The 20,091-nt window shown below is 70.7% G+C and carries 18 protein-coding genes; 8 read left to right on the top strand and 10 right to left on the bottom strand.

From position 1 onward, the window contains the following. Positions 1-10: 10 nt before the first annotated feature. The 3 genes from EOD73_RS15335 (at position 11) to EOD73_RS15345 (ending at position 3,259) form a co-directional block, all read left to right on the top strand. Positions 11-583 carry a hypothetical protein gene (locus EOD73_RS15335; RefSeq protein WP_127683920.1) on the top strand — a complete coding sequence of 191 codons (573 nt, stop codon included), beginning with the start codon at positions 11-13 and terminating at the stop codon, positions 581-583. A 65-nt stretch (positions 584-648) separates the two neighbouring features. Then, the gene (locus tag EOD73_RS15340; protein ID WP_127683921.1) at positions 649-1,962 is read left to right on the top strand and encodes a hypothetical protein; all 1,314 of its coding nucleotides are present in this window, start codon (positions 649-651) and stop codon (positions 1,960-1,962) included. A gap of 25 nt (positions 1,963-1,987) precedes the next feature. Beyond that, positions 1,988-3,259 (top strand): hypothetical protein, encoded by a 1,272-nt coding sequence (locus EOD73_RS15345; RefSeq protein WP_127683922.1) that lies wholly within the window; start codon positions 1,988-1,990, stop codon positions 3,257-3,259. On the opposite strand, the gene EOD73_RS15350 is transcribed toward EOD73_RS15345, so the two are convergent. Both EOD73_RS15350 and EOD73_RS15355 read right to left on the bottom strand, forming a co-directional pair. Next, positions 3,256-5,364 carry a PAS domain-containing protein gene (locus EOD73_RS15350; RefSeq protein WP_127683923.1) on the bottom strand — a complete coding sequence of 703 codons (2,109 nt, stop codon included), beginning with the start codon at positions 5,362-5,364 and terminating at the stop codon, positions 3,256-3,258. The genes EOD73_RS15345 and EOD73_RS15350 overlap by 4 nt on opposite strands. 24 nt (positions 5,365-5,388) lie before the next feature. Further along, positions 5,389-5,865 (bottom strand): response regulator, encoded by a 477-nt coding sequence (locus EOD73_RS15355; RefSeq protein ID WP_127683924.1) that lies wholly within the window; start codon positions 5,863-5,865, stop codon positions 5,389-5,391. A 257-nt stretch (positions 5,866-6,122) separates the two neighbouring features. Here EOD73_RS15355 and EOD73_RS15360 point away from each other — a divergent pair, with 257 nt between their 5' ends. Next, positions 6,123-7,463 carry a PAS domain S-box protein gene (locus EOD73_RS15360; protein WP_127683925.1) on the top strand — a complete coding sequence of 447 codons (1,341 nt, stop codon included), beginning with the start codon at positions 6,123-6,125 and terminating at the stop codon, positions 7,461-7,463. Positions 7,464-7,519: 56 nt separating this feature from the next. On the opposite strand, the gene EOD73_RS15365 is transcribed toward EOD73_RS15360, so the two are convergent. From EOD73_RS15365 to EOD73_RS15380, 4 genes are all read right to left on the bottom strand, one after another. After that, the gene (locus EOD73_RS15365) at positions 7,520-9,655 is read right to left on the bottom strand and encodes a PAS domain S-box protein (protein ID WP_127683926.1); all 2,136 of its coding nucleotides are present in this window, start codon (positions 9,653-9,655) and stop codon (positions 7,520-7,522) included. A 2-nt stretch (positions 9,656-9,657) separates the two neighbouring features. Next, positions 9,658-10,203: a response regulator gene (locus tag EOD73_RS15370; RefSeq protein WP_127683927.1), complete on the bottom strand. Its 546-nt coding sequence runs from the start codon at positions 10,201-10,203 to the stop codon at positions 9,658-9,660. 11 nt (positions 10,204-10,214) lie between these two features. After that, complete coding sequence (gene nosR / locus EOD73_RS15375; protein ID WP_127683928.1) at positions 10,215-11,582, bottom strand: response regulator c-di-GMP phosphodiesterase, NosR family; 1,368 nt, start codon at positions 11,580-11,582, stop codon at positions 10,215-10,217. A gap of 150 nt (positions 11,583-11,732) precedes the next feature. Continuing rightward, a complete protein-coding gene (locus EOD73_RS15380; protein WP_127683929.1) occupies positions 11,733-12,557 on the bottom strand; it encodes a M90 family metallopeptidase in 825 nt (274 codons plus the stop codon). Between the two features lie 63 nt (positions 12,558-12,620). Between EOD73_RS15380 and EOD73_RS15385 the strand changes: the two genes are divergently transcribed. Then, on the top strand, positions 12,621-12,887 hold the full coding sequence (locus EOD73_RS15385) for a TfoX/Sxy family protein (RefSeq protein WP_127683930.1): 267 nt from the start codon (positions 12,621-12,623) through the stop codon (positions 12,885-12,887). On the opposite strand, the gene EOD73_RS15390 is transcribed toward EOD73_RS15385, so the two are convergent. Next, positions 12,864-14,663, bottom strand: coding sequence for a chorismate-binding protein (locus EOD73_RS15390; protein WP_240660741.1), 1,800 nt, complete (start codon positions 14,661-14,663; stop codon positions 12,864-12,866). The genes EOD73_RS15385 and EOD73_RS15390 overlap by 24 nt on opposite strands. Positions 14,664-14,670: 7 nt before the next feature. Continuing rightward, positions 14,671-15,231 (bottom strand): oligoribonuclease, encoded by a 561-nt coding sequence (orn, locus tag EOD73_RS15395; protein WP_127683931.1) that lies wholly within the window; start codon positions 15,229-15,231, stop codon positions 14,671-14,673. A 94-nt stretch (positions 15,232-15,325) separates the two neighbouring features. On the opposite strand from orn, the gene EOD73_RS15400 reads away from it, so the two are divergent. The 3 genes from EOD73_RS15400 to rsgA are packed head-to-tail and all read left to right on the top strand — an operon-like array spanning position 15,326 to position 17,912. Beyond that, positions 15,326-16,618: a M48 family metallopeptidase gene (locus EOD73_RS15400; protein WP_205702486.1), complete on the top strand. Its 1,293-nt coding sequence runs from the start codon at positions 15,326-15,328 to the stop codon at positions 16,616-16,618. A gap of 11 nt (positions 16,619-16,629) precedes the next feature. Then, complete coding sequence (locus tag EOD73_RS15405; protein ID WP_205702487.1) at positions 16,630-16,968, top strand: 4a-hydroxytetrahydrobiopterin dehydratase; 339 nt, start codon at positions 16,630-16,632, stop codon at positions 16,966-16,968. Continuing rightward, the gene (gene rsgA, locus EOD73_RS15410; RefSeq protein ID WP_240660742.1) at positions 16,965-17,912 is read left to right on the top strand and encodes a ribosome small subunit-dependent GTPase A; all 948 of its coding nucleotides are present in this window, start codon (positions 16,965-16,967) and stop codon (positions 17,910-17,912) included. The genes EOD73_RS15405 and rsgA overlap by 4 nt, the downstream gene beginning before the upstream one ends. Here the strand turns inward: rsgA and EOD73_RS15415 are convergent. After that, on the bottom strand, positions 17,906-19,375 hold the full coding sequence (locus EOD73_RS15415) for a sensor histidine kinase (RefSeq protein ID WP_127683933.1): 1,470 nt from the start codon (positions 19,373-19,375) through the stop codon (positions 17,906-17,908). The two genes, rsgA and EOD73_RS15415, sit on opposite strands and share 7 nt — an antisense overlap. Next, positions 19,372-20,091: a response regulator gene (locus tag EOD73_RS15420; protein ID WP_259370334.1), complete on the bottom strand. Its 720-nt coding sequence runs from the start codon at positions 20,089-20,091 to the stop codon at positions 19,372-19,374. The genes EOD73_RS15415 and EOD73_RS15420 overlap by 4 nt, the downstream gene beginning before the upstream one ends.

Genomic DNA, 20,091 nt, shown 5'->3' on the forward strand with positions numbered 1-20,091 from the left:
GGAGCCTTCGATGCCCAACCTGCCCCAACGCCGCACCCTCTTGCAAGCCGTCACCGCCCTGGCCGCCGGCGGCCACGCGGCGCTGCCCGCCAACGCCGCCCCGTTGCCCACGACCGCGCCCGCCATCCCGCCCGGCCAGCCGGGTGACTTCCACTTCCTGCACGGCGAGTGGCGCATCGCCCACCGCCGCCTCAAAGCCCCCGGCGAGTGGGACGCGTTCCGTGGCGAGGCCACCTGTTGGAGCCTCCTGGGCGGCGTGGGCAGCGTGGAAGAGCTGCGCATCCCCGACCGCGGCTTTGCGGGCATGGGCCTGCGATTGCTGGACGTGAAGGAGCGTGTGTGGCGCGACTTCTGGGTCAACGCCAAGAGCGGCGTGCTCTCGCCCCCGGGCATGCCCGGCGGCTTCGTGGACGGCGTGGGCACCTTCGAGGCCGACGACGACGACAACGGCCAGCCCATCCGCGTGCGCGGCGTCTGGGACCGCATCACGCCCACCAGCTGCCGCTGGCACCAGGCGGTGTCGCGCGACGGCGGCCAGACCTGGGAGGGCAACTGGTTCATGGACTGGACACGCGTGGGCTGAGCCCGGGCGCGCCCTAGGATGCGCGCCCCGCCCTGCCTGCGCCGCTACGCCAGCGGAACGATCCGATGCCCCGTCGCCGCCTTGCCTTCCTGTGGATCGCCCTGCTGAGCGGGGCGGGGCTGCTAGGGTGGTGGGGCTTGGCGCCACAAGTCCCTTCCCATGGGCAGACGGCGCCCTGGCCCGTGCCGACAGTCAGCGCCAGCGCGCCTGCACCGAACGCCTCTGGCGGCGACCCTTGGGGGCTGCTGGCCGCGGCGCAAAGCGCGCAAAGCGCGCAAAGCGGCGAACCACCCGCCATGCCCCAGGTCAAGCCCGAAATGAGCGAGGCCGACTGGCAAGCCTTCGACCGCCAATGGTGCGCGGCCATGGCCCCGGTGCGCGAGCGTCTGCAAGGAGGCGGCAGCTGGCTCGACTCGGTGCGCGTGGCCATGGAAGACCCCGAGCGCTTCGAACTGTCCAAGGACCAGCAGGACTTGATGCACGAACTGCTCGCGCAGCGGACCGAGCAAGCGCTCCTGACCAAGGACCACGCACGCAGCCGTGCCGTGGCACTGTGGGCGCACAGCGCGCGCAGCGGTTCGGCGGAGCCCGCCCCGGGTGCCGCGCTGCTGGCGCTGGCGCAAAGCACCCGCGACCCCATGGTCGTGGCCTTGGCTGCGCAGACCTTGCGCGACCCAGCGTCGGCGCAACTGGCGCGTGCCCTGTGGCGCGAACTGGAGCCCGACAACCTGGCCCCATTGCTGCTGGCGCGGGGCGACGAGAAGCTGGCACCCGAAGTGTTCTTGCAGCGCATCGCCCAGGCAGGACGGCACGAGACTTACCTGGACGACGCGATGGCACTCCTGCTCGGCGTGCCACCGCCCATCCGCGGCGGCCCCTCTGAATGGACGGCGCAGGTGGCCGCCACAGGACGCCAGGCGGCCGTGGCCGTTCCCTGGGCCCGGTCGCTCTCGCGACCCTGCCAAGGCTCGGTTGCACCGGACCGCGCTGCCTTGTGCGAGCAGGCCGCCCAGCGCATCTGGAACTTAGGACCCGACAGCGTGCTGCTGGCCTCAGAGGCCCTGAAGATGGTGCGTGACCGCCCCGCCCAGCGCTCCACCGCGTGGGACGAGCGCGCGCAACAAGTGGAGGCGAGCTTCCAGTGGCAGGCCGACGAGGCGCAGCGCACGATGGACGAGACCCCCAAGCGCATCGCTTGCCTGCCTGCGCCCTCCCTGCAGCGCGCGATGGTGGAGAGCCGGGTGCAGGGGGAATGGGCCACGGTCCAGCGCCACCTCAGTGCGCAGCCCGGGGCGACGGCGGCCCTGGCGGCGCGCTTCCGGGCCGGGCGGCAGGGTCGGAGCCTGATCGATCCCGAGCCGTCCAAGTCGCGCCTCTGACGCCCTACAGCGCCCGCCAATCGCCATGACCCACCGACGCTTCAACCTGTTCGCTCGACAACGCTGGGCGTGGGGGGCCCTGCTGTTGTTGGCCGGCGCCGGACTGGGCTGGATGCTGAGCGATCGCCCTCCTGCGCCCCAGGGCGAAACTGTCAGCGCGCCCGCCCGACCCGCCACCGCATCGCCCTCCGTACCGAGCGCATCAGCACCCACGGCGTGGACCTTGCTGGCCGCCGCCGAGCAAGCCACCCGAGCCGCGATCCCGCCCAAGCCGAAGCTCAAGACCCGCATGAGCGACGCCGACTGGTTGGCCTACGACCGGCAGTGGTGCGCGGCCCTGCAGCCTTTGCGGGAGAGCCTGCAAGCCAGCCCGGACTTGCACCCGCTGTTGATGGCCGCCTGGATGCCCTCGGAAGATGACTCCCGCCGAATGGCCGACCTCTTGACGCAGCGCGCGCAGCAAGTGCTGCAGGCCAAGGGCGACGTGGCCAGCCAGGCGGTGGGACTTTGGTGGCGCGCCACGTTGGTGCCCCCCCACGACTTCAGCGCCCTGCACGCGCTGGCCGAGTCCACGCGCGACCCGTTGGCCTTGGCCCTGGCCCACCGCAAGGACGGGCCGGCCCGCTTGGGCCTGCTGTGGCGGGACACGGAGCCGCAGAACTTGGCGGCGATTTGGGCCGCCCAGACGCACGAGAAGCTGCCGATTGAGGAACTGCTCGCGCGCGTGGCCCAGGCCACGCGCAACGACAACGGTCTCCCGGAAGCCTTCCGGCGCCTGGACGCCACGGCACCGCCCCATGGCGGCGGCTTCGTGGCCGTGATGCACCAGACCTGGGCCGTGGGCGTCTACTCCGCAGAGGCCTTGCCTTCGCAGGCCCTGGCCATGACACAGGCCTGCAGCCGGTCCCGCGACCCCGCGCTGCTGGCGGCCTGTGAACGCGCGGCCGAGCGCATGTGGGCCCTCGGCCCGAACGACGTTATGGGTGCGCTGACGGTGCTGTCCATGGTGCGGGCCCACAGCGGGCGCTCCCCGGCCTGGGACGCCCGCGCACGACAGGTGGAGGCCATGTGGCAGATGGAAGCCGACGATGCGCAAGCGGCGCTGCACGCCATGCCCCGCGCCCTGGCCTGCATGCCCAGCCCCGTGACCCAGGCGCTGACCCGCGAGCGCCTGATCCAGGACGCCTGGGCCTGGTGGCAGGCCCGACTGCCCCAAGACCCCCAAGCGCTGCTGACCTTGAGCGAGCGTTACCGCCAGGGCAACAAGGGCAAGGGCCTGCTGGCCCCGCGACCTTAGTGCAGCGGGCGGCCGGCGCCCTGCGGCCCGGCCACCGGCACCCACACCCGGAAGCGCGTGCCCACGCCGGGCGTGGAGTCGAGCTCGATATGGCCCTCGTGCTTCTTGATGATCGAGAACGACAGCGACAGGCCCAGGCCCGTGCCTTGCCCCACGGGCTTGGTGGTGAAGAAAGGTTCGAACACGCGGCGCTGCACCTCGGGCGTCATGCCCATGCCGTTGTCTTGCACCTCGACCCACACCCCATCCACGCCCTCGTGGGCGCCCACGCCGGTGCGCACCACGATCTCGCCGTCTTGCTCGATGGCCTGGGCCGCGTTGACGACGAGGTTCATGAACACCTGGTTCAACTGACCGGCCAGGCAATGCACGCGCGGGATCTCGCCGTAGGCCTTCACCACGCGGGCCTTGTACTTGAGCTCGTGCATGGCCATGTTCAGCGTGCTGTCCAGGCCGGCGTTGAGGTCGGCGTCCTGCCAGTCGGATTGGTCGACGCGGCTGAAGTCCTTGAGGTCCAGGATGATCTTCTTGACCCGCGCCAGCCCCTCGTCGCTTTGGTCCAGCAATTGCGGCAGGTCTTGCAGCACGTAGTCCACGTCGGCGGCGTGGCGAAGGCGCGCCAGCTCTTGCGGGGCAGCGCCTTGCTCGTGGCCCCGCACCAGGGCGATGAGGCCGAGGGCGTAGCGGCGCATGGACACGAGGTTGCTGCAAACGAAGCCCAAGGGGTTGTTGATCTCGTGCGCCAAGCCCGCGGCCAACTGTCCCAGCGAGGCCATCTTTTCCGACTGGATGAGCTGGTTCTGGGCCTCGGCCAGGCGCTGATTGACCTCCTTGAGCGCGCGGTAGTTGCCGACCAACTCGCGCTGGGCCCGCATCACACCGGTGCGGTCTTGCAGCAGCCACCAGACCTGGGGCACGCCGTCGATCGCGTCCGACAGGTAAGCAATGCACTGCACCCACAGGCTGCTGCCATCGGCGCAGCGCAGGTGCACCTCGTGGGTGAAGGAGTCGCCGTCGCGCAGCGCGGCACGGGCGGTTCGCAAAAAGTCGCGGTACTCGGCGCGGCTGAAGAAGAAGCGGCGGGCGCCGAGCCCGCCGGGGCCGCCCTCGTCCAGGCCGAACATGTGGTGGAAGGTGCGGTTGGCGCGGGTGATGCGCCCACCGCGGCTGGCCACGATGCCCACCGGCGCATTGGCCATGAAGGCGTCCAGTTCGTGGTGGGTGACCAGCAGCTCGGCCGTGCGCGCGGCCACCATGTCCTCGAGCTCGGCGCGATGGCGGCGCACCTCGTCCTCGGCGATGCGGCGGTCGCTCACGTCTTGCAGGGTTTCGATCGCGCCGACGACACGCCCGCCTTCGTCTTGCAGGGGCGCCGCCGTCACTTGCAGCCATCGCCCCCTTCCACCCAAGTTGGGAAAGTAGCCTTCGAACTGCCAAGCCCGGGGGTCGGAGGCCGATCGTTTGAGCCCGGTCCCGTAAATCTCCAGCCCGACGCGATCGACGCGACCGTCCATCACCAAGTCGGCCAGCAAGGGGCGCGGTGCCTCGTAGAAGGCGCGCCAGGCCTCGGTGGCCCCCATCATGTCGCGCGAGGGCACGCCCGTGAGCCGCTCGCAGGCCGCGTTCCAGTAGCTGACGCGGCCGCGCTCGTCGAGCACGAAGGCCGGCACCGGGTCGTTCTCCATGATCTGGTGCAGCAGCTGGCTGAGCTCCAGCAAGGTTTCTTGGCTGGTATGGATGTCTTGCAGGTCGCGCCCGGTCAGCACCAGCACGCGATCACGCCCGACGGCCCAGGGCCGGGCGCTGAACTCAAACGCCCGCGCCCTGCCGTCGGCGCCATGCAGGCGCAGTTCGACCCCACTCGTGTCCGCTTCCCCGGCCCAGGCTTGCGCCAGGTAAGCCTGAAGGGCCTGGCCGCCCTCGCCCACCCACCAGTCCAGGCCGGCCAGCGGCGTGCCGGCCGGGGCCTCGCGCCCCAGCAGTTGGCGCAAAGCGGTGTTGGCGAAGCGCAGGCCCTGGGCGTCGCACACCAGGGTGGGCGCGCTGCTGGCGTCCAGCAGCGCGAAAGGGTCCGAGGCCGGCTGGGGAAAGGGGGCGACGGCCATGGCAGGACGGCGCAGGGTCGCGCGTCAGGCGGCCGCGGGGGGCTCGCTGCCCGAGGTCTCGCCGGGGTGGAAGTCGGCGCGGGCCAGGGCCTCGGCCTGCGCCGTTTCGCCCAGGTAATGGGCCAATCCAGCCTCCAGCGCCAGGATCAACTCCGCGTCGTTCCAGGGCTTCATCAAGAAGCGCTGCACCTGCGCCGCGTTGATGGCCGCCGCCAGGCCGTCGCGGTCCACCTGGCCTGAAAGCATGATGCGCGCGCAGTGCGGCTGCAGGCAGCGGAGCTCGGCCAAAACGTCGGCCCCGTTGAGACCGGGCATGCGGTAGTCGGACACCACCACGGCGTAGGCCTGCGTCTGAATGCGCTGCACGGCGGCCACCGGGTCGGACTCCAGGTCCACCTCCACCGGGATCGAGGCATCGCGAAAGTGATGCCGGATTTGCCGGTGCAAGGCTTGCAAGATGTGGGGTTCGTCGTCGACAAGCAAGACGCGCAAAGGGGTCATGCCAAGCTCCTGTGAGGGTCCACCAACGCGCGCTTTGCCCGGGCTGGCTCGGCGTCATGCACGGCCCCATTCTTCTCCACGCCGCGACCGCTGGGCAGTGACCTTGTGCGCAGATCGGCGCGAATAAGTTTTCGAGTTCGCCAAGACATCACGATCTCCCTGCCGCGCCTGCGGCTTTTGTCGCGACCGTGAACGAATTGGCAGACAGCGCCCGCCGCCGTCCTTAGGCTTGCGTCCGCGCCAAGGAGCTCGTTGCCATGAACACTGCCCTTCCCGCGCCGGCCCCCTCGTTGGCACCGGACGCCGATTTGCTGGAGCACATCGCCACGATCGGGCTGAACCTGACCGGCAACCTCGACCTCGATGGCGTCTTCCAGGCCCTGCGCCGCGAGGCCGGATCGCTGCTCGATGCGACCTCCTTCATGCTGTGGTGGCGCGAGCCCGACGGCGCCGGCCTGAGCCTGCGCCTGGGCGACGAAGCGGGGCAGCCCCTGCCCGCGCGACGGGTGGACTGGCACGACCCGGGCTCCAACGTGGCGCGTTGCGCGCGCGACTGCGTGGAGGTGGTGCTGAACGTGCCGCGCGGCACGCAGGACGCGCAGCACATGCCCGGCACGCAGTCCATGCATTCGGCGCTCTTCGGTCCATTGGTGGTGGGCGCGAAGGTGATGGGCGTGCTCTCGGTCCAGTCGCCCGACGAGCAGGCCTATGGCGACGCGCAACGGCACATCTTCCGCACCCTGTGCGCCTTCGGCGCCATCGGCATCAACAACGCCCACGCCTACCGGGCGATGCAAGACGCCCAAGCGGCGATGCAGGCCGAGCAAGCGCGCTACCGCAACGTGGTCGAGCACGTGTCCGAGGCCGTGTGCATCTACCAAGACGGCCGCATCGTGTTGTGCAACTCCAAGGCTTGCCGGCTGACGGGCTACGCTGCGGAGGAGTTGCTGGGCAAGACCTTCGAGCAGACCACCTACGTGGGCGACATCCCGGCCACGGCCGCCTGGATCCGCCAGCATTTGAAGCAGCAAGCGGCGCCGCGCTACCACCGCTTCCGCGCGTTGCGCAAAGACGGCAAGGTGGTCTGGACCGAGGCCAGCATGGAGGCCATCGTGTGGGACGGTCGCCCGGCGGTCATCGGCGTGTTCACCGACCTCACCGAGCGCATGGGCCTGGACCACGCGCTGCGGCGCTCGGAAGAGTTGCACCGCGCGTTGGTGACGCACGCGCAAGAGGGCATCCTCGTCGTGCAGGACGGCTGCATCGTGTTTGCCAATCCCAAGGCCGACCGGCTGATCGGCGCGCACCTCGGCGGTCGCGCCGTCGATCGCCTGTTTTCGATGGTGCCGGAAGCCGATGCCCGAACCCTGCGCAAGGCTTGCCAGGGCTTGCTGGACCAAGGCAAGGACAGCCACTTCGTCAGCGAGCAGCCCGTCGGCTTGGTGGCCGAGTCGGGGGCCGTGCGGTGGCTGGCTTTCAGCGCCGTGTGCGTGGAGTGGGAGCACCAACCCGGCCTGCTGGTCTTTCTCGGTGACCTGACGCGATGCACCGAGAACGAGCTGCGCGCCCGCAGCGCCACGCTGGCCGCCCCCGATTGACTTGCTTTGGCCTGAAGCGCTGACGCACCGGCCCCGCACCGAGGCGGCTCCGGCCCTCAGGCCGCGTCGGTCTTGGGGCCGCGCAGCGGCACCCACACCCGGAAGCGCGTGCCCGCGCCCGGCGCCGAGTCCAGCTCGATGTTGCCCGCGTGCTTCTTGACGATCGAGAAGGACAGGGACAGGCCCAGCCCGGTGCCCTGACCGACCGGCTTGGTGGTGAAGAAGGGCTCAAAAATGCGCCGTTGCACCTCGGGCGGCATGCCGCAGCCGTTGTCCTGCACCTCAACCCAAGCAAAGCGCTCGCTACCCAGGTCGTCGGTGCCTGTGCGCAGCGTGATCACGCCGTCCTTTTCGATGGCATGTGCGGCGTTGACGATGAGGTTCATGAACACCTGGTTCAACTGGCCCGCCAGGCAGCGCACGGGCGGCAGGGTGCCGTACTCGCGCACCACGCGCGCCTTGTACTTGACCTCGTTCATCACCACGTTGAGCGTGCTTTCCAGGCCGGCGTTCAAGTCGGCGTCCTGCCACTCGGAGTGGTCCACGCGGCTGAAATCCTTCAAGTCCTGGACGATCTTCTTGACGCGGTTGAGGCCGTCTTCGCTCTCCTTGAGCAGGACGGGCAGGTCTTCCGCCACGTAGTCCAAATCGGCCGCCTTCCTCAGGGGCTGGAGCTCGGCCGTGTCGGCGCCGCGTTCGTAGGCCTGCAGCAGGGCCAACATGCCTTCCACGTAGCGGCGCATCGAGCCCAAGTTGCTGTTGACGAAACCGATGGGGTTGTTGATCTCGTGCGCCACGCCGGCGGCCAATTGGCCGATGGAGGCCATCTTTTCCGACTGCAACAACTGCCCCTGCGCCTCGGCCAAGCGGTCGTTGGTTTCTTGCAGTGCGCGGTTGTTCTCGACCAGGTCGCGCTGGGCGCGCATCACGTCGGAGCGGTCCTGCAGCAACCACCACACGCGCGGGCTGCCATCGGCCGCCTCCACCACGTAGGCGATGGCCTGCACCCACAGGCTCTCTCCCTGCAAGGTGCGCATGCGCGTCTCGTGCGAAAACATGCGGCCACTCTCCAGCTCGCCGCGGGCCATCTCGAAGAACGCGCCGTACTCGGCGTCGCTGAAGAACAGCTCGCGGCTGCGCAGGCCCGCGCCCTCGCCCTCGGGGATTTGGAACATGCGGGCGAACATGCGGTTGTGCCGGCCGATGCGCGTGCCCTCGGTCGCCGCGACGCCCACCGGCGCGTTCTCCATGAAGGCGTCCAGGTCGTGGTTGGAGATCAGCAGCTCGGCGGTGCGCTGGGCCACGGTTTCTTCCAACTCGTTGCGGTGCCGCGTCAGGGCTTCCGCGGCCTCGCGGCGGTCGCTCACGTCTTGCAGGGTTTGGATGGCGCCGACGACCCGGCCGTCGCTGTCCAGCAAGGGCGCGGCCGTGGCGTGCACCCAGCGCCCCAGTTGGGGCACGAAGGCCTCGACCTCCCAGGCCTGCTGCGTCAGGGGCGAGGGCCGCAGGGCGTCGCCGTAAATCGCGAGGCCTTTGGAATCGGCCGAGCCGTCGACGACCAGGTCGGCCAGCAGCGGGCGGGCCGCCGGAAAGAAGGCCTTCCAGGCCTCGGCGGCACCGACCATCGCGTAGCCCTGGCAGCCGGTCAGCCGGGCACAGGCCGCATTCCAGTGCGTCACGCGGTGGCTGGCGTCGATCACGAAGGTGGGGACCGGGTCGTTCTCGACGATCTGGTGCAGCATCTGGCTGACGTCCATCAGGCTCTGCTGCACGAAGTGCATGTCGCTCAGGTCCTGGGCCGTCATCAAGACCCAAACCGCCCCCGCTTCTTCCAGGCGGCGCGCCGTCAACTCCAAGGTGCGGCTGGCGCCGCTGCCGGTGGTGACGCGCACCTCCAACACCGGCAGTTCTTCCGCCGACTCCAAGGCCTTGAGCCCGTAGGCACGCAGGCCCACGCGCTGCTCGGGCTCGGCCCAGGCATCGAAGGGCATGGCCTGCAATTCGGCCAAGGAATAGCCCAGCAGGCGCTGCATGGCGCCGTTGGCCAAGAGCAGGTTGCCCCCTGCGTGCACCAGGGTGGGCGCACTGACCGCGTCCAGCACCCGGGCGAACGCCGCCAGGCCGTCGGCGCTGGGCCGCGGCGCGGGGGTTGCGTTGGCCTGGATCGGCCAGGGGTGGACGGTGGCCGGCATGGTCAGGGCGCCAGGACGTAGGCGCCGTCGCGGTCGAACTCGACGCGGGTGAGGCCGGGTTCCAGGCGTTCCAGGCGGCGGCGTTCCAGCTCCTGCGGGCTGATCTCGCCCTGATCGCTGCGCGCGCGGTCCAGCAATTCAACTTCGACGCGCGCGGCGTGGTGCTGGGCCAGGGCCGACTCGACGGCATCGACCAGGGCCCCTTCCGTCCAGGGTTTGGCCAGGAAGCGGTGCACTTGCGCGGAGTTGATGGCCTTGGTCAGGCCGTCTTGGTCCACCTGGCCCGACAGCATCAGGCGCGTGCACTGCGGCTGGGTGCTGCGCATGTAGGTCAAGACCTCCACGCCGGTGAGGTCGGGCATGCGGTAGTCGGAGATGACCACGGCGTACGCCCGCTCCTCGATCAAGGCCAGGGCCCGGGTGGGGTCGCTCTCCATGTCGATGACGATGGCGCGGGGGTCCTGGCGGTAGTGGAAGCGCAACTGGCGCGCCAAGGCACTGAGGATGTGGGGCTCGTCGTCCACCAAGAGCAGTCGCAGCGTGTCCATGGCGATCTCCTTCAAGCGATGGTTTCGGGCTCGGACGAGGCCTCGGCCTCGGTGCCGGGTTCGTCGGCGCGGACGTACAGCGTGAGCTTGCCCCCTTCGCGCCGGATGAACTCGTGAATCTGACGCACGACGCGCGGGTCGAAGCGGAAACCCGCCGCCAGCAGCAGGCTGCCCTTGGGGCTGAGCAGGTCGCGCGCCAGCACCATGCCCACCCGCAAGGCGCTGGCCTCGATCAGCCGGTCGTTGTTGCGCGCCGCCTCGCGCGCCAGCACGTCTTTGAAGGCCTGCACCACGGCGTGGCTGAAGTGCGAGCCGGCCAGGCCGACGATGACCTGGACCGCTTCCTTCTCGGTGGGGCGGCGCACGCTCAAGCGTCCTTCGGCCAAGGCGCGGAACTCCGAGGCCAGGGCCAGGATCTGCGCCGTCATCGGCAGGTCGTCGCCGGCCAAGCCGTCGGGGAAGCCATTGCCGTCGAAGCGCTCTTGCTGCATGCGCACCAAGCGCGCCACCCGCTGCAAGGAGGCCAAGGGCATCAGGGCCGACTCGGCCGCCAAGGCGTGGCGGCGGTAGCGCACCTGCTCCTCGCTGGTCAGCGCCGAGAAGGGCTTGTTCAGCATGCCGTCGGGCAGGCTGATCTTGCCAATCTCGTGCAGCAGGCCAGCGACGTAGACGTCTTGCACGTCGCGCGCAGGCAGCTTCAGGGTCTCGGCGATGGAGCGCGCCAGCGTGGCCACTTGGCGGCTGTAGCCGGCGGCGCCCACCTGGCGCAGCTCCAGCAGGCCGGCGAACACGTCCATCGACAGCAAGAAGTTGTCTTCGAGCTGCGCATAGGCCTGCTCGAGCATGCCGTTGACTTGCTCGATCTCGGCCGTGCGCGCCTTGACCCGCGCTTCCAAGTCGGCATTGGCCTTGGCCAGCTCCGCGTTCTGCGCCTGGGTCAGCGCGGTCAGGCGCTGGTTCTCTTGCTCCAGCCGGCGGCGCGACAGGCCTTCGCGCACGGCCAGCAGCAGGTCCTGGTCGTCCCAAGGCTTGGCGATGTAGCGGTGGATCTCGCCGCGGTTGATGGCCGCGATGGTGGAGCCGATGTCGGCGTAGCCCGTGAGCAGCATCCGCTGCACGCGGGGCCAGCGCTGCCGCACTTGCTCCAGAAACTGGGCCCCGTCCATGTGCGGCATGCGCATGTCGGACACCACCAGGTCCACCTCCTCGGCGGCCAGGAGCTCCAAGGCCGCCGCACCGCTTTCGGCCAGCAGCACCCGGTGCCCGAGGGGGCGAAGCAGGCGCCGCACGGCGCTCAGGATGGGGGCCTCGTCGTCCACGAACAAAACGCATCCCGGCGAGTCCGCGGGGGGCGCGAGGGGCAGGCTGGGCGTTTCCATGATCGACTCCTGCTGCTGGGGCCCAGGGTCCGCGACCGTGCATCCGCCAGCGCGACTTGAGCATGCGCCTGTTGACGCCGCCCGTGGGAAGCGTTAGGCGATAAATTCGCGCCGCTCAGTGATTTTCTTGGCGATGTGGGTAACTAATCGTCACAACCACGCGGCGCTGTCGCAACCGTAATACGTCGCCAGGGCCCTGTAAAGCGGCGGGTGCTGCGCTTGCAAGGCGGCGCCTTGCTCGAAGAACACCTCCGAGGCCACCGCGAAGAATTCGGCGGGGTCGGTGGCGCCGTAGGGGTCCAGCAGGGCGGGCACCTCGCCGCGCGCCAGGGTCTGGCGCAACTCGGCATAGGCCTGGCCCATGACCGCCGCCCAGTGCTCGCGGTCGCGCCGAACCGGCATCCACGGCGCGCCATTGGCGACGCCTTTGACTTGGTCGAGCTGGTGGGCGAATTCGTGCACGACCACGTTGCGGCCGTCGTCGGGCACGGCGGCACCATGCACCACGTCGGCCCACGAGAGGATCACCTGCCCCTCGCCCCAGCTTTCGCCGAGCAGCGCGCGGCGCTGGTCTTGCACCACGCCGCCAGGGGCGTTGAACGGCCGGTTGACCACGAAGGCGCCGGGGTACAGCAGCACCTGGGTGAGCTTGGGGTAATAGCCCCGTGTGTGGCCCAGCAGCGGCAAGCAGGCCTGCGCGGCCACGGTCACGCGCATCTCGTCGGTCACCACCAGGCCGCCGCAGCCGATGAAGGCCTTCTCGGCCAAGAAGACCTGCATCAGGCCCTTGAGGCGCAGCTGCAAATCGGCCGGCAGGCGCGCCACCTGCGGCACGCGGCGACGCAGGATGCGGCGCCAGGCCAGCGGAAACGGTTGCTGGCGCAGGCGCCAGCGGCGGTGCGAGCGCCACAGCGGCTGGCCAACGAGGAAGGCCACCACCGCCAGGCCCAAGAGCATCAACACGGTCAGGGCCATGGTGGAATCTCGTCGAAGGGTGAGTCGCACATGGGTCGCCCTCGCCCCAATTCAAGCCCGGTGATGCCCCGCCCCGACGCCCTGCCCAACCTCGGCCCCGTCTCGCGCCAGATGCTGGCCGATGCCGGCATCGACTCCGTGCAGGCGCTGCGCCGCCTCGGCGCCGTGGCGGCCTACGCGCGGGTCAAGGCGCTGCACCCGCGCGCCAGCCTGAACTTGCTGTGGGCGCTGGAAGGCGCGCTGACCGGCCTGCGCTGGCAGGACGTGGCGCGCGAGCACCGCACCAGCCTGCTGCTGGCGCTGGAATCACTCCAAGAGCAGCGCCGGTAGCCAGCCGCGCAGGGCGTTGAACCAGGCCAGGCCCTCGGCCCGGGCCAGGTCGTCGAGGGTCAGCCGGGCCTCGGCGATGCGGCCCTGCGCCAGCCAGTGCGCCCGGCCCACGCCGGGCAGCAGGCCGGCTTCGCGCCGCGGGGTGAGCCAGCGGCCGTCCAGCCGCAGCGCGAGGTTGCCGAAGGTGCCTTCGGTCAGCTCGCCGGCTTCGTTGAACAAGACCAGGTCCCAGGCCTCGGGCGGCTTGGTGGCGGCTTGGGCCTCGTAGACCTCGCGGCGCGTGGTCTTGTGCTGGATGAACTCGGCCAGCGGACCGCGCGTGGGCATGGGCTGCTGCGCCAAGCTCAGCACCACGCTGGAAGGCGGCTCGGTCAGCGGCTGCACCTGGGTGGCGGCGTGGCCGTCGGCGGCCAGGGTCAGGCGCACGCGCCAGGCGCCTTTCGGATGGGCGCTGGCGACGGCCTCCAGGGCTTGCTGCACATCGGCCGCCCGGTGGCGCAGGCCGAAGTGGCGGGCCGTGGCGGCCAGCCGGGCCAAATGCGCGGCGCGCATCGGGTAGGCCCCGCCGTCCAGGCGCAGGGTTTCCAGCGCGGCGATGGGCGCCTGCGCGCGGGCCAGGAAGCGCGTCTTGGCGCGCCATTCGGCCAGCTCGGGCGCGGGCTCGGCGTCCAGGGTGATCCCGCTGCCCACGCCGGCGCGCAAGGCCCCGTCGGCGGGCACCTCCACGGTGCGGATGGGCACGTTGAAGGTGGCGGCCCCGCCGGGCTGGATCAGGCCCAGGGCGCCGCAGTACCAACCGCGCGGTGCACCTTCCAACTCGGCGATGACCTCCATCGCCCGGCGCTTGGGCGCGCCGGTGACGCTGCCGCAGGGGAACAGAGCGGCGAACACCTCGGCCAGCGTGCGCTGCGGCGGCGTGACGGCTGTGACCGTGCTGGTCATCTGCCAGACCGTGGGCAGCTCGTGCAGTTCAAAGAGGCGCGGCACGCGCACGCTGCCGACGCGGGCCACGCGGCCCAGGTCGTTGCGCAGCAGGTCCACGATCATCAGGTTCTCGGCCCGCTCCTTGTCGCTGGTGCGCAGGTGGGCCTGGGCGGCCTCGTCGCTGGCACGGTCAGTGCCCCGCGCCGCCGTGCCCTTCATGGGCTGGGCGGCCAGCAGCCAGGTGGCCGGGTGGTCGGGCAGCGGGCGCCAGTCGAAGAACAGCTCGGGCGACACGCTGGCCACCCCGCCCTCTCCCGCCATCTCGGCCAGGAACAGCGAAAAGCCCCCGGGCTGCGCCGCGTGCAGGCCGTGGAACAGCGCGGCCAGCGGCACGCCCGGCGCGAGGCGGCTGGCCAGGCGCGTGGTGAGGTTGACCTGGTAGCAGTCGCCGGCGCGGATGTAGTCGCGCACCCGCTCGATGGCGGCGGCGTCTTGCGCCTCGTCGTGCAAGGCCTGCACCCAAGCGTCGCTGCGCACGCCCTCGTGCGCGACGGGCGACCAAGGCTCGGGCGCGCGGCGGTACACGGCGAAGGCGGCCAGCCAGCCTTCGGCGGGTGGCGCGCTCAAGCGCGGGTCCAGCGCCGGGCCGGCCTCGTAGCGCAGGCCGCCCAGCACCCAGGCCCCGGATTGGGCCTCGGCGTGGGCCTGGTTCAGCACCCTGGCCAACTCGTCCGCGCTGCGTGCGCACAGCCAAGCGTCGGGCGGCGTGGCCCACTGGCCCCGCACGCGCTCGCCGTCCTCGCGCGCCAAGGGGTGGCGCGGGAAGTCGAAGGCGGCGAAGGGGGCGCTCAAGCCAGGTTCAAGCCAAGTTCAAGAACTGCTCGCGGTAGTGCGCCAGCTCGTCGATGCTTTCGTGGATGTCGGCCAGCGCGGTGTGCGCCTGGGCCTTCTTGAAGCCGTCCATCGCGACCGGCTTCCAGCGGCGAGCCAGCTCTTTCAGGGTGGACACGTCGAGGTTGCGGTAGTGGAAGAAGGCTTCCAGCGTGGGCATGGTCTCGACCAGGAAACGGCGGTCTTGGCAGACGGAGTTGCCGCACATGGGGCTCTTGCCCTTGCCCACGTACTGCTCCAGGAAGGCGATGGTGGCGGCCGCGGCGGCGGCTTCGTCCACGGTGCTGGCCTTCACGCGGTCGATCAGGCCGCTCTTGCCGTGGGTGCCCTTGTTCCAGGCGTCCATCTTGTCCAAGGTCTCGTCGCTCTGGTGGATGGCGAACACCGGGCCTTCGACGCGCACGCTCAGGTCGGGGCTGGTGACGACCACGGCGACTTCGATGATGCGGTCGGTCTTGGGCTCCAGGCCGGTCATCTCGCAGTCGATCCAGACCAGGTTGTTGTCGTTGCGTTCCAGCGTGGCGCTCATGGGGGTTCTCGGGTGGGAATGAATGGCCGGAATTGTGCCCGCCTACACTTTTCGACCGCCCTTTCCTGCGAACTTGCCCGTGTTGACTGCCCCTTTGTCTGCCCCTGTCGTGGCCCTTGTGTTTGCCCTGGCCGTGCTGGTCACCACCAGCCTGCGCCTGTGGCTGCTGACCCGCCAGGTGCGGCACGTGGCCCGCCACCGCGATGCGGTGCCGGCCGACTTTGCCGGCCAAGTGACGCTGGAAGCCCACCAGAAGGCGGCCGACTACACGCTGGCCAAAGCGCGCCTCGGGGCGGTGTCGCTGATGGTGAGCACCGTGCTGCTGATCGGCTGGACCCTGATGGGCGGGCTGGAGGCGCTGAACCAATGGGTCAACGCCCAAGTCGCGGCCGACACCTGGGGCGGCTACGCCCGCCCCCTGGTGTTGGTGGGGGCCTTTGCCTTCATCGGCATGCTGCTGGACCTGCCGCTGGAGTGGATCGGCACCTTCCGCGTGGAGGCGGCGCACGGCTTCAACCGCACCACGCCGGGCCTGTTCTGGGCCGATTGGGTCAAGGGCATCGGCGTGGGCCTGCTGCTGGGCGGCCCGCTGCTGTGGGCCGTGCTGGCGCTGATGAAGGGCGCGGGTGCGCAGTGGTGGCTGTGGGCCTGGGCGCTGTGGATCGGCTTCCAGTTGCTGGTGATGCTGCTGTACCCGCTGGTGATCGCCCCGCTGTTCAACCGCTTCGAGCCGCTGAAGGACGAAGGCCTGGCCGCGCGCGTGAAGGCGCTGTTCGCGCGCGCCGGCTTCCAGGCCTCGGGCCTCTTCGTGATGGACGGCAGCCGCCGCAGCAGCCACGGCAATGCCTACTTCACCGGCCTGGGCGCGTCCAAGCGCGTGGTGCTGTTCGACACCCTGATGCAGCGCCTGGCCCCCGACGAAATCGAGGCCGTGCTGGCGCACGAGCTGGGCCACTTCAAGTGCCGCCACATCCCCAAGCGCTTGGCCCTGTTCGCCGTGGTGTCGCTGCTGGGCTTTGCGCTGCTGGGCTGGCTGGCGCAGCAGCCGGGCTTCTACACCGGCCTGGGCGTGCGCCCCAACCTGGACGGCGGCAACGAGGCCTTGGCCCTGCTGCTCTTTCTGATGGCGGTGCCGGTGCTGGCCTACCCGCTGGGCCCCTGGATGAGCGCGGGCAGCCGCAAGCACGAGTTCGAGGCCGACGCCTACGCCTGCCAGCACAGCGACGGAAAGGCCCTGGCCCGCGCGCTGCTGAAGCTGCACGAGGACAACGCCAGCACCCTGACGCCCGACCCCCTGGTGGTGCGCTGGACCTACAGCCACCCGCCCGCCGTGGAGCGCCTCGCCGCCATTCGCGCCCAAACCCCAGCCACCCCGCAAGCCGCCTGACGAGCCCCGCCATGACCGAAGCCCTGAACCTGCTGACCGCCCGCTGCACGGCCCACGCCCCGGCCCTGAGCGCCGAGGAGCGCGACTTCTACCTGGCCGAGTTGCCGGGCTGGGCCCTGGAGAACGGCGCCCTGGTGGGCCGCTTCGGCTTCGACAACTTCCGCGAGGTCATGGACTTCGCCAACGCCGTGGCCGAGGTGGCCGAGATGCACGACCACCACCCCGACCTGGCCCTGAGCTACCGGCAGGCCGAGGTGCGCTTCAGCACCCACAGCGCCGGCCACCAGGTGACGCTGAACGACGTGATTTGCGCCGCGCAGGTGAGCCACCTGCCCGAGGCGGCGCCTTGAACAAGGGGCGCAAGGCGCAGCAAGCGGCGCGCGAGGGCGCGGCGCTGGACACCGGCTTGGTGGTGCGCGGCCACGGCCGGCACTACCTGGTGCAAACCGACGACGGTCAACGCCTGCAGTGCGTGCCGCGCGGCAAGAAGAGCGACTGCGTGGTGGGCGACCGCGTGCGCTGGCTGCCCACCAGCCCTGGCGAGGGCGTGATCGAAGGCCTAGAGCCCCGGCGCAACCTGCTCTACCGGCAGGACGAATGGCGCAGCAAGAGCTTCGCCGCCAACGTCGACCAGCTGCTGGTGCTGGTGGCCGTGGAGCCGGTGTTCAGCGAAAGCCTGCTCAGCCGCGCGCTGCTGGCCGCCGCCGAGGCCGGCATCGAAACGCGCATCGCCCTGAACAAAACCGACCTCCCCGGCGTGGCAGCGGCGCGAGAGCGCTTGGCGCCCTACACCACCATGGGCGTGCAAGTGATGGAGCTGGCCCTGAAGGCCGATGCGGCCGTCAGCTTGGGCACGCTGGCGCCCTGGCTGGCGGGCAAAACCACCCTGGTGCTGGGCCCCAGCGGCACGGGCAAGAGCACGCTGACCAACCTGTTGGTGCCCGACGCGCAGGCGCAGGTGGGCGAGATCAGCGTGGCGCTGAACAGCGGCCGGCACACCACCACGCACACGCAGTGGTACAGCCTGACTGCTGGACCGATCGGCAGCGGCGCGTGGATGGATTCGCCGGGATTCCAGACCTTTGGCATCCAGCACATCGAGCCCATGCGATTGGCGTCGCTGATGCTCGACTTCGCCGAGCCGGCCACGCGCTGCCGCTTTGCGAATTGCACGCACCGGCAAGAGCCGTCCTGCGCTGTGCGCGCCGCGGTGGAAGGCGGCCAGATCGCGGCCAGCCGCTACCGGATCTACCTGGAACTGTTCGACGAGCTGAGCCGACCGCCGATCTACTGACGGCCGCGCAACTCGATGGCGAAGGGCTGCCCCGGCCGCGCCGGCACGCAAGCCAGCTCGGCGTTCAATTGCCGCGCCATCTGCGCCACGATGGCCAGGCCCAGGCCGCAATGGCCCAAGTCGGACCGCGTGCTGTCCAAGCGCACGAAGGGCTGGCAAGCCGCCGCGAACTGCTCGGCCGTCATGCCAGGGCCGCCGTCGCTGACGCGCAGGGCCCAGGTGCCGTCGTCGGCCACGCTGACGGCCACGCCCACGGGGGGGCGGCCGTAAGCCAGCGCGTTGTCGATGAGGTTGCTCAGCACCCGCTCCACCGCCCGCTCGGGCAAGAGGCAGGGGCGCGCCGCCGGCACTTGCGGCAGCTGCGGGGCCTGCAACGCCTGCCCTGCCTGCCGGGCCTGCGCCACCACCCGTGCCACGGTGGCCGCCAAGGGCTGGGGCTCGCCCAAGCGCGGGGCCGCCTCGCCCTGGACGTAGGCCAGGAACTGGTTGACGACGTGTTCGATGGCCGTGAGGTCGGCCTCCAGGCTGGCCACCACCGGCCCTTCCAGCTGCGTTTCCACGCGCAGGCGCAGGCGGGCCAAGGGCGTGCGCAGGTCGTGGCTCACGCCGGCCAACAGCGCGCGGCGCTCGCGCTGCGCGGCCTGCACCCTTTCGGCCAGGCGGTTGAAGCGGTCGACGAACTGGTGCAGTTCCTGGCCGGCGCCGGGGTCCACGCGCAAGGGCTGCACCTCGGCATCGGTCAGCGGGTGCTGGCGGTCCAACTGCTCGGCCAGGTCTTGCAAGGGGCGCGCGACGGCGCGCACGGCCACCGCCTGCACGGCGAACAGCACCGCCGCCAGGGCCACCAGCCACAGCACACTGCCCCAGGGGACGAAGAAGGGCGGCGTGCCGATGCCGCGACCCAAGGCCCCGCCCCCCTCGGGCGGCGCTGGGCGGGGGCCGCTCCCAGGGTCGGCCGACGCCCCCACCCGCGGCGGGCCGGGCCGGTCGTCGAACCGGCGTTCGAGCTGCCACTGCTCGCCGTCCATCGGCGGCAAGGTCACCAGCAAGCGCGGCGGCCCCTCGCCACGCAGCAGGCGCACGCGGTAGTCGGGCCCGAGCCAACGCTGCACCGGGTTGAACCAAGGATCGCGCTCGCTGACCTCGTCGGTCGACGGAGAGACGCTGGCCGGCAGGCGGGTGAGCAGCACCCCAGCCTCTTGCAACCGAGCGGCCAGCGCGGGACGGTCTTCAGCGGGCACCGCCGACAGGGCCAGCGCCACGGTTTGCACCTCCCGGGCCAGGCCGTGCACCGGGCCGCCCTTGTCGCGCCCCAGCCAAACGAGGGGCGCGAGGCCCTGCAACACCAGGGCCAGCAGGCCAATGCCCAGCACGCCCAGGGCCAAACGGCGCACCGTGGTGCCCGGCGCGCCGAGCAGCCGCACGACGAGCCGGCGCCACCAGGCCTGCAGCGTGCGGCTCACGCGCTGCCGCCCGGCACGAACATGTAGCCGTGGCCGCGCACGGTTTGAATAAATCGCGGCATGGCAGGGTCGGGCTCCACCAGCTTGCGCAAGCGCATGACGGCCACGTCGATGGTGCGCTCGGCCACGCTGTCGGCGCGCTGGTGCGTGGCCGCCAGCAAGCGCTCACGGCTCAAGGGCACGTGCGGGCTGGCCACCAGCTCGGCCAGCAGTGCAAACTCCACCGTGCTGAGCACGCGCGCGCCGTCGGGACCCTGCAGGGTGCGGCTGGCCGGGTCGAAGCGCAGGTCGCCCAGCGCCACGGGGGCGGCGCCGGGCACCGGCAGGCCGGGCGCGGTGCCCACGCGGCGCAGCACGGCGCGGATGCGCGCCAGCAGCTCGCGCGCGCTGAACGGCTTGCCCAGGTAGTCGTCGGCACCCATCTCCAGGCCCAGCACGCGGTCGATCTCGTCGCTTTGCGCCGTGAGCAAGATGATGGGCAGGCGGTCGCCCTGGGCGCGCAGCTGCTGGCAGGCCTGCAGGCCGCTGAGGCCCGGCAGGTTGATGTCCAGCACGACCAAGTCAGGACGCAAACGGTCCATGCGCTTGAGCAGTTCTTCCGCGCTGGCCATGGCGGTCACGGCCATGCCTTGGCGCTCCAGGTAGGTGGCCAGCATGTCGCGCAGGGCGACGTCGTCTTCGACGACGTAGAGGTGGTGGGGCCGGGCGTCGGTCAC

Origin of the sequence: Inhella crocodyli, assembly GCF_004004565.1 — a bacterium.
Lineage (GTDB): Bacteria > Pseudomonadota > Gammaproteobacteria > Burkholderiales > Burkholderiaceae_C > Inhella > Inhella crocodyli.

Bases quoted from the DNA above. Each gene is read 5' to 3' on its own strand.
- EOD73_RS15335 (WP_127683920.1), top strand. From the start codon at position 11: ATGCCCAACCTGCCCCAACGCCGCACCCTCTTGCAAGCCGTCACCGCC.
- EOD73_RS15340 (WP_127683921.1), top strand. From the start codon at position 649: ATGCCCCGTCGCCGCCTTGCCTTCCTGTGGATCGCCCTGCTGAGCGGG.
- EOD73_RS15345 (WP_127683922.1), top strand. From the start codon at position 1,988: ATGACCCACCGACGCTTCAACCTGTTCGCTCGACAACGCTGGGCGTGG.
- EOD73_RS15350 (WP_127683923.1), bottom strand. From the start codon at position 5,364: ATGGCCGTCGCCCCCTTTCCCCAGCCGGCCTCGGACCCTTTCGCGCTG.
- EOD73_RS15355 (WP_127683924.1), bottom strand. From the start codon at position 5,865: ATGACCCCTTTGCGCGTCTTGCTTGTCGACGACGAACCCCACATCTTG.
- EOD73_RS15360 (WP_127683925.1), top strand. From the start codon at position 6,123: ATGAACACTGCCCTTCCCGCGCCGGCCCCCTCGTTGGCACCGGACGCC.
- EOD73_RS15365 (WP_127683926.1), bottom strand. From the start codon at position 9,655: ATGCCGGCCACCGTCCACCCCTGGCCGATCCAGGCCAACGCAACCCCC.
- EOD73_RS15370 (WP_127683927.1), bottom strand. From the start codon at position 10,203: ATGGACACGCTGCGACTGCTCTTGGTGGACGACGAGCCCCACATCCTC.
- nosR (WP_127683928.1), bottom strand. From the start codon at position 11,582: ATGGAAACGCCCAGCCTGCCCCTCGCGCCCCCCGCGGACTCGCCGGGA.
- EOD73_RS15380 (WP_127683929.1), bottom strand. From the start codon at position 12,557: ATGGCCCTGACCGTGTTGATGCTCTTGGGCCTGGCGGTGGTGGCCTTC.
- EOD73_RS15385 (WP_127683930.1), top strand. From the start codon at position 12,621: ATGCCCCGCCCCGACGCCCTGCCCAACCTCGGCCCCGTCTCGCGCCAG.
- orn (WP_127683931.1), bottom strand. From the start codon at position 15,231: ATGAGCGCCACGCTGGAACGCAACGACAACAACCTGGTCTGGATCGAC.
- EOD73_RS15405 (WP_205702487.1), top strand. From the start codon at position 16,630: ATGACCGAAGCCCTGAACCTGCTGACCGCCCGCTGCACGGCCCACGCC.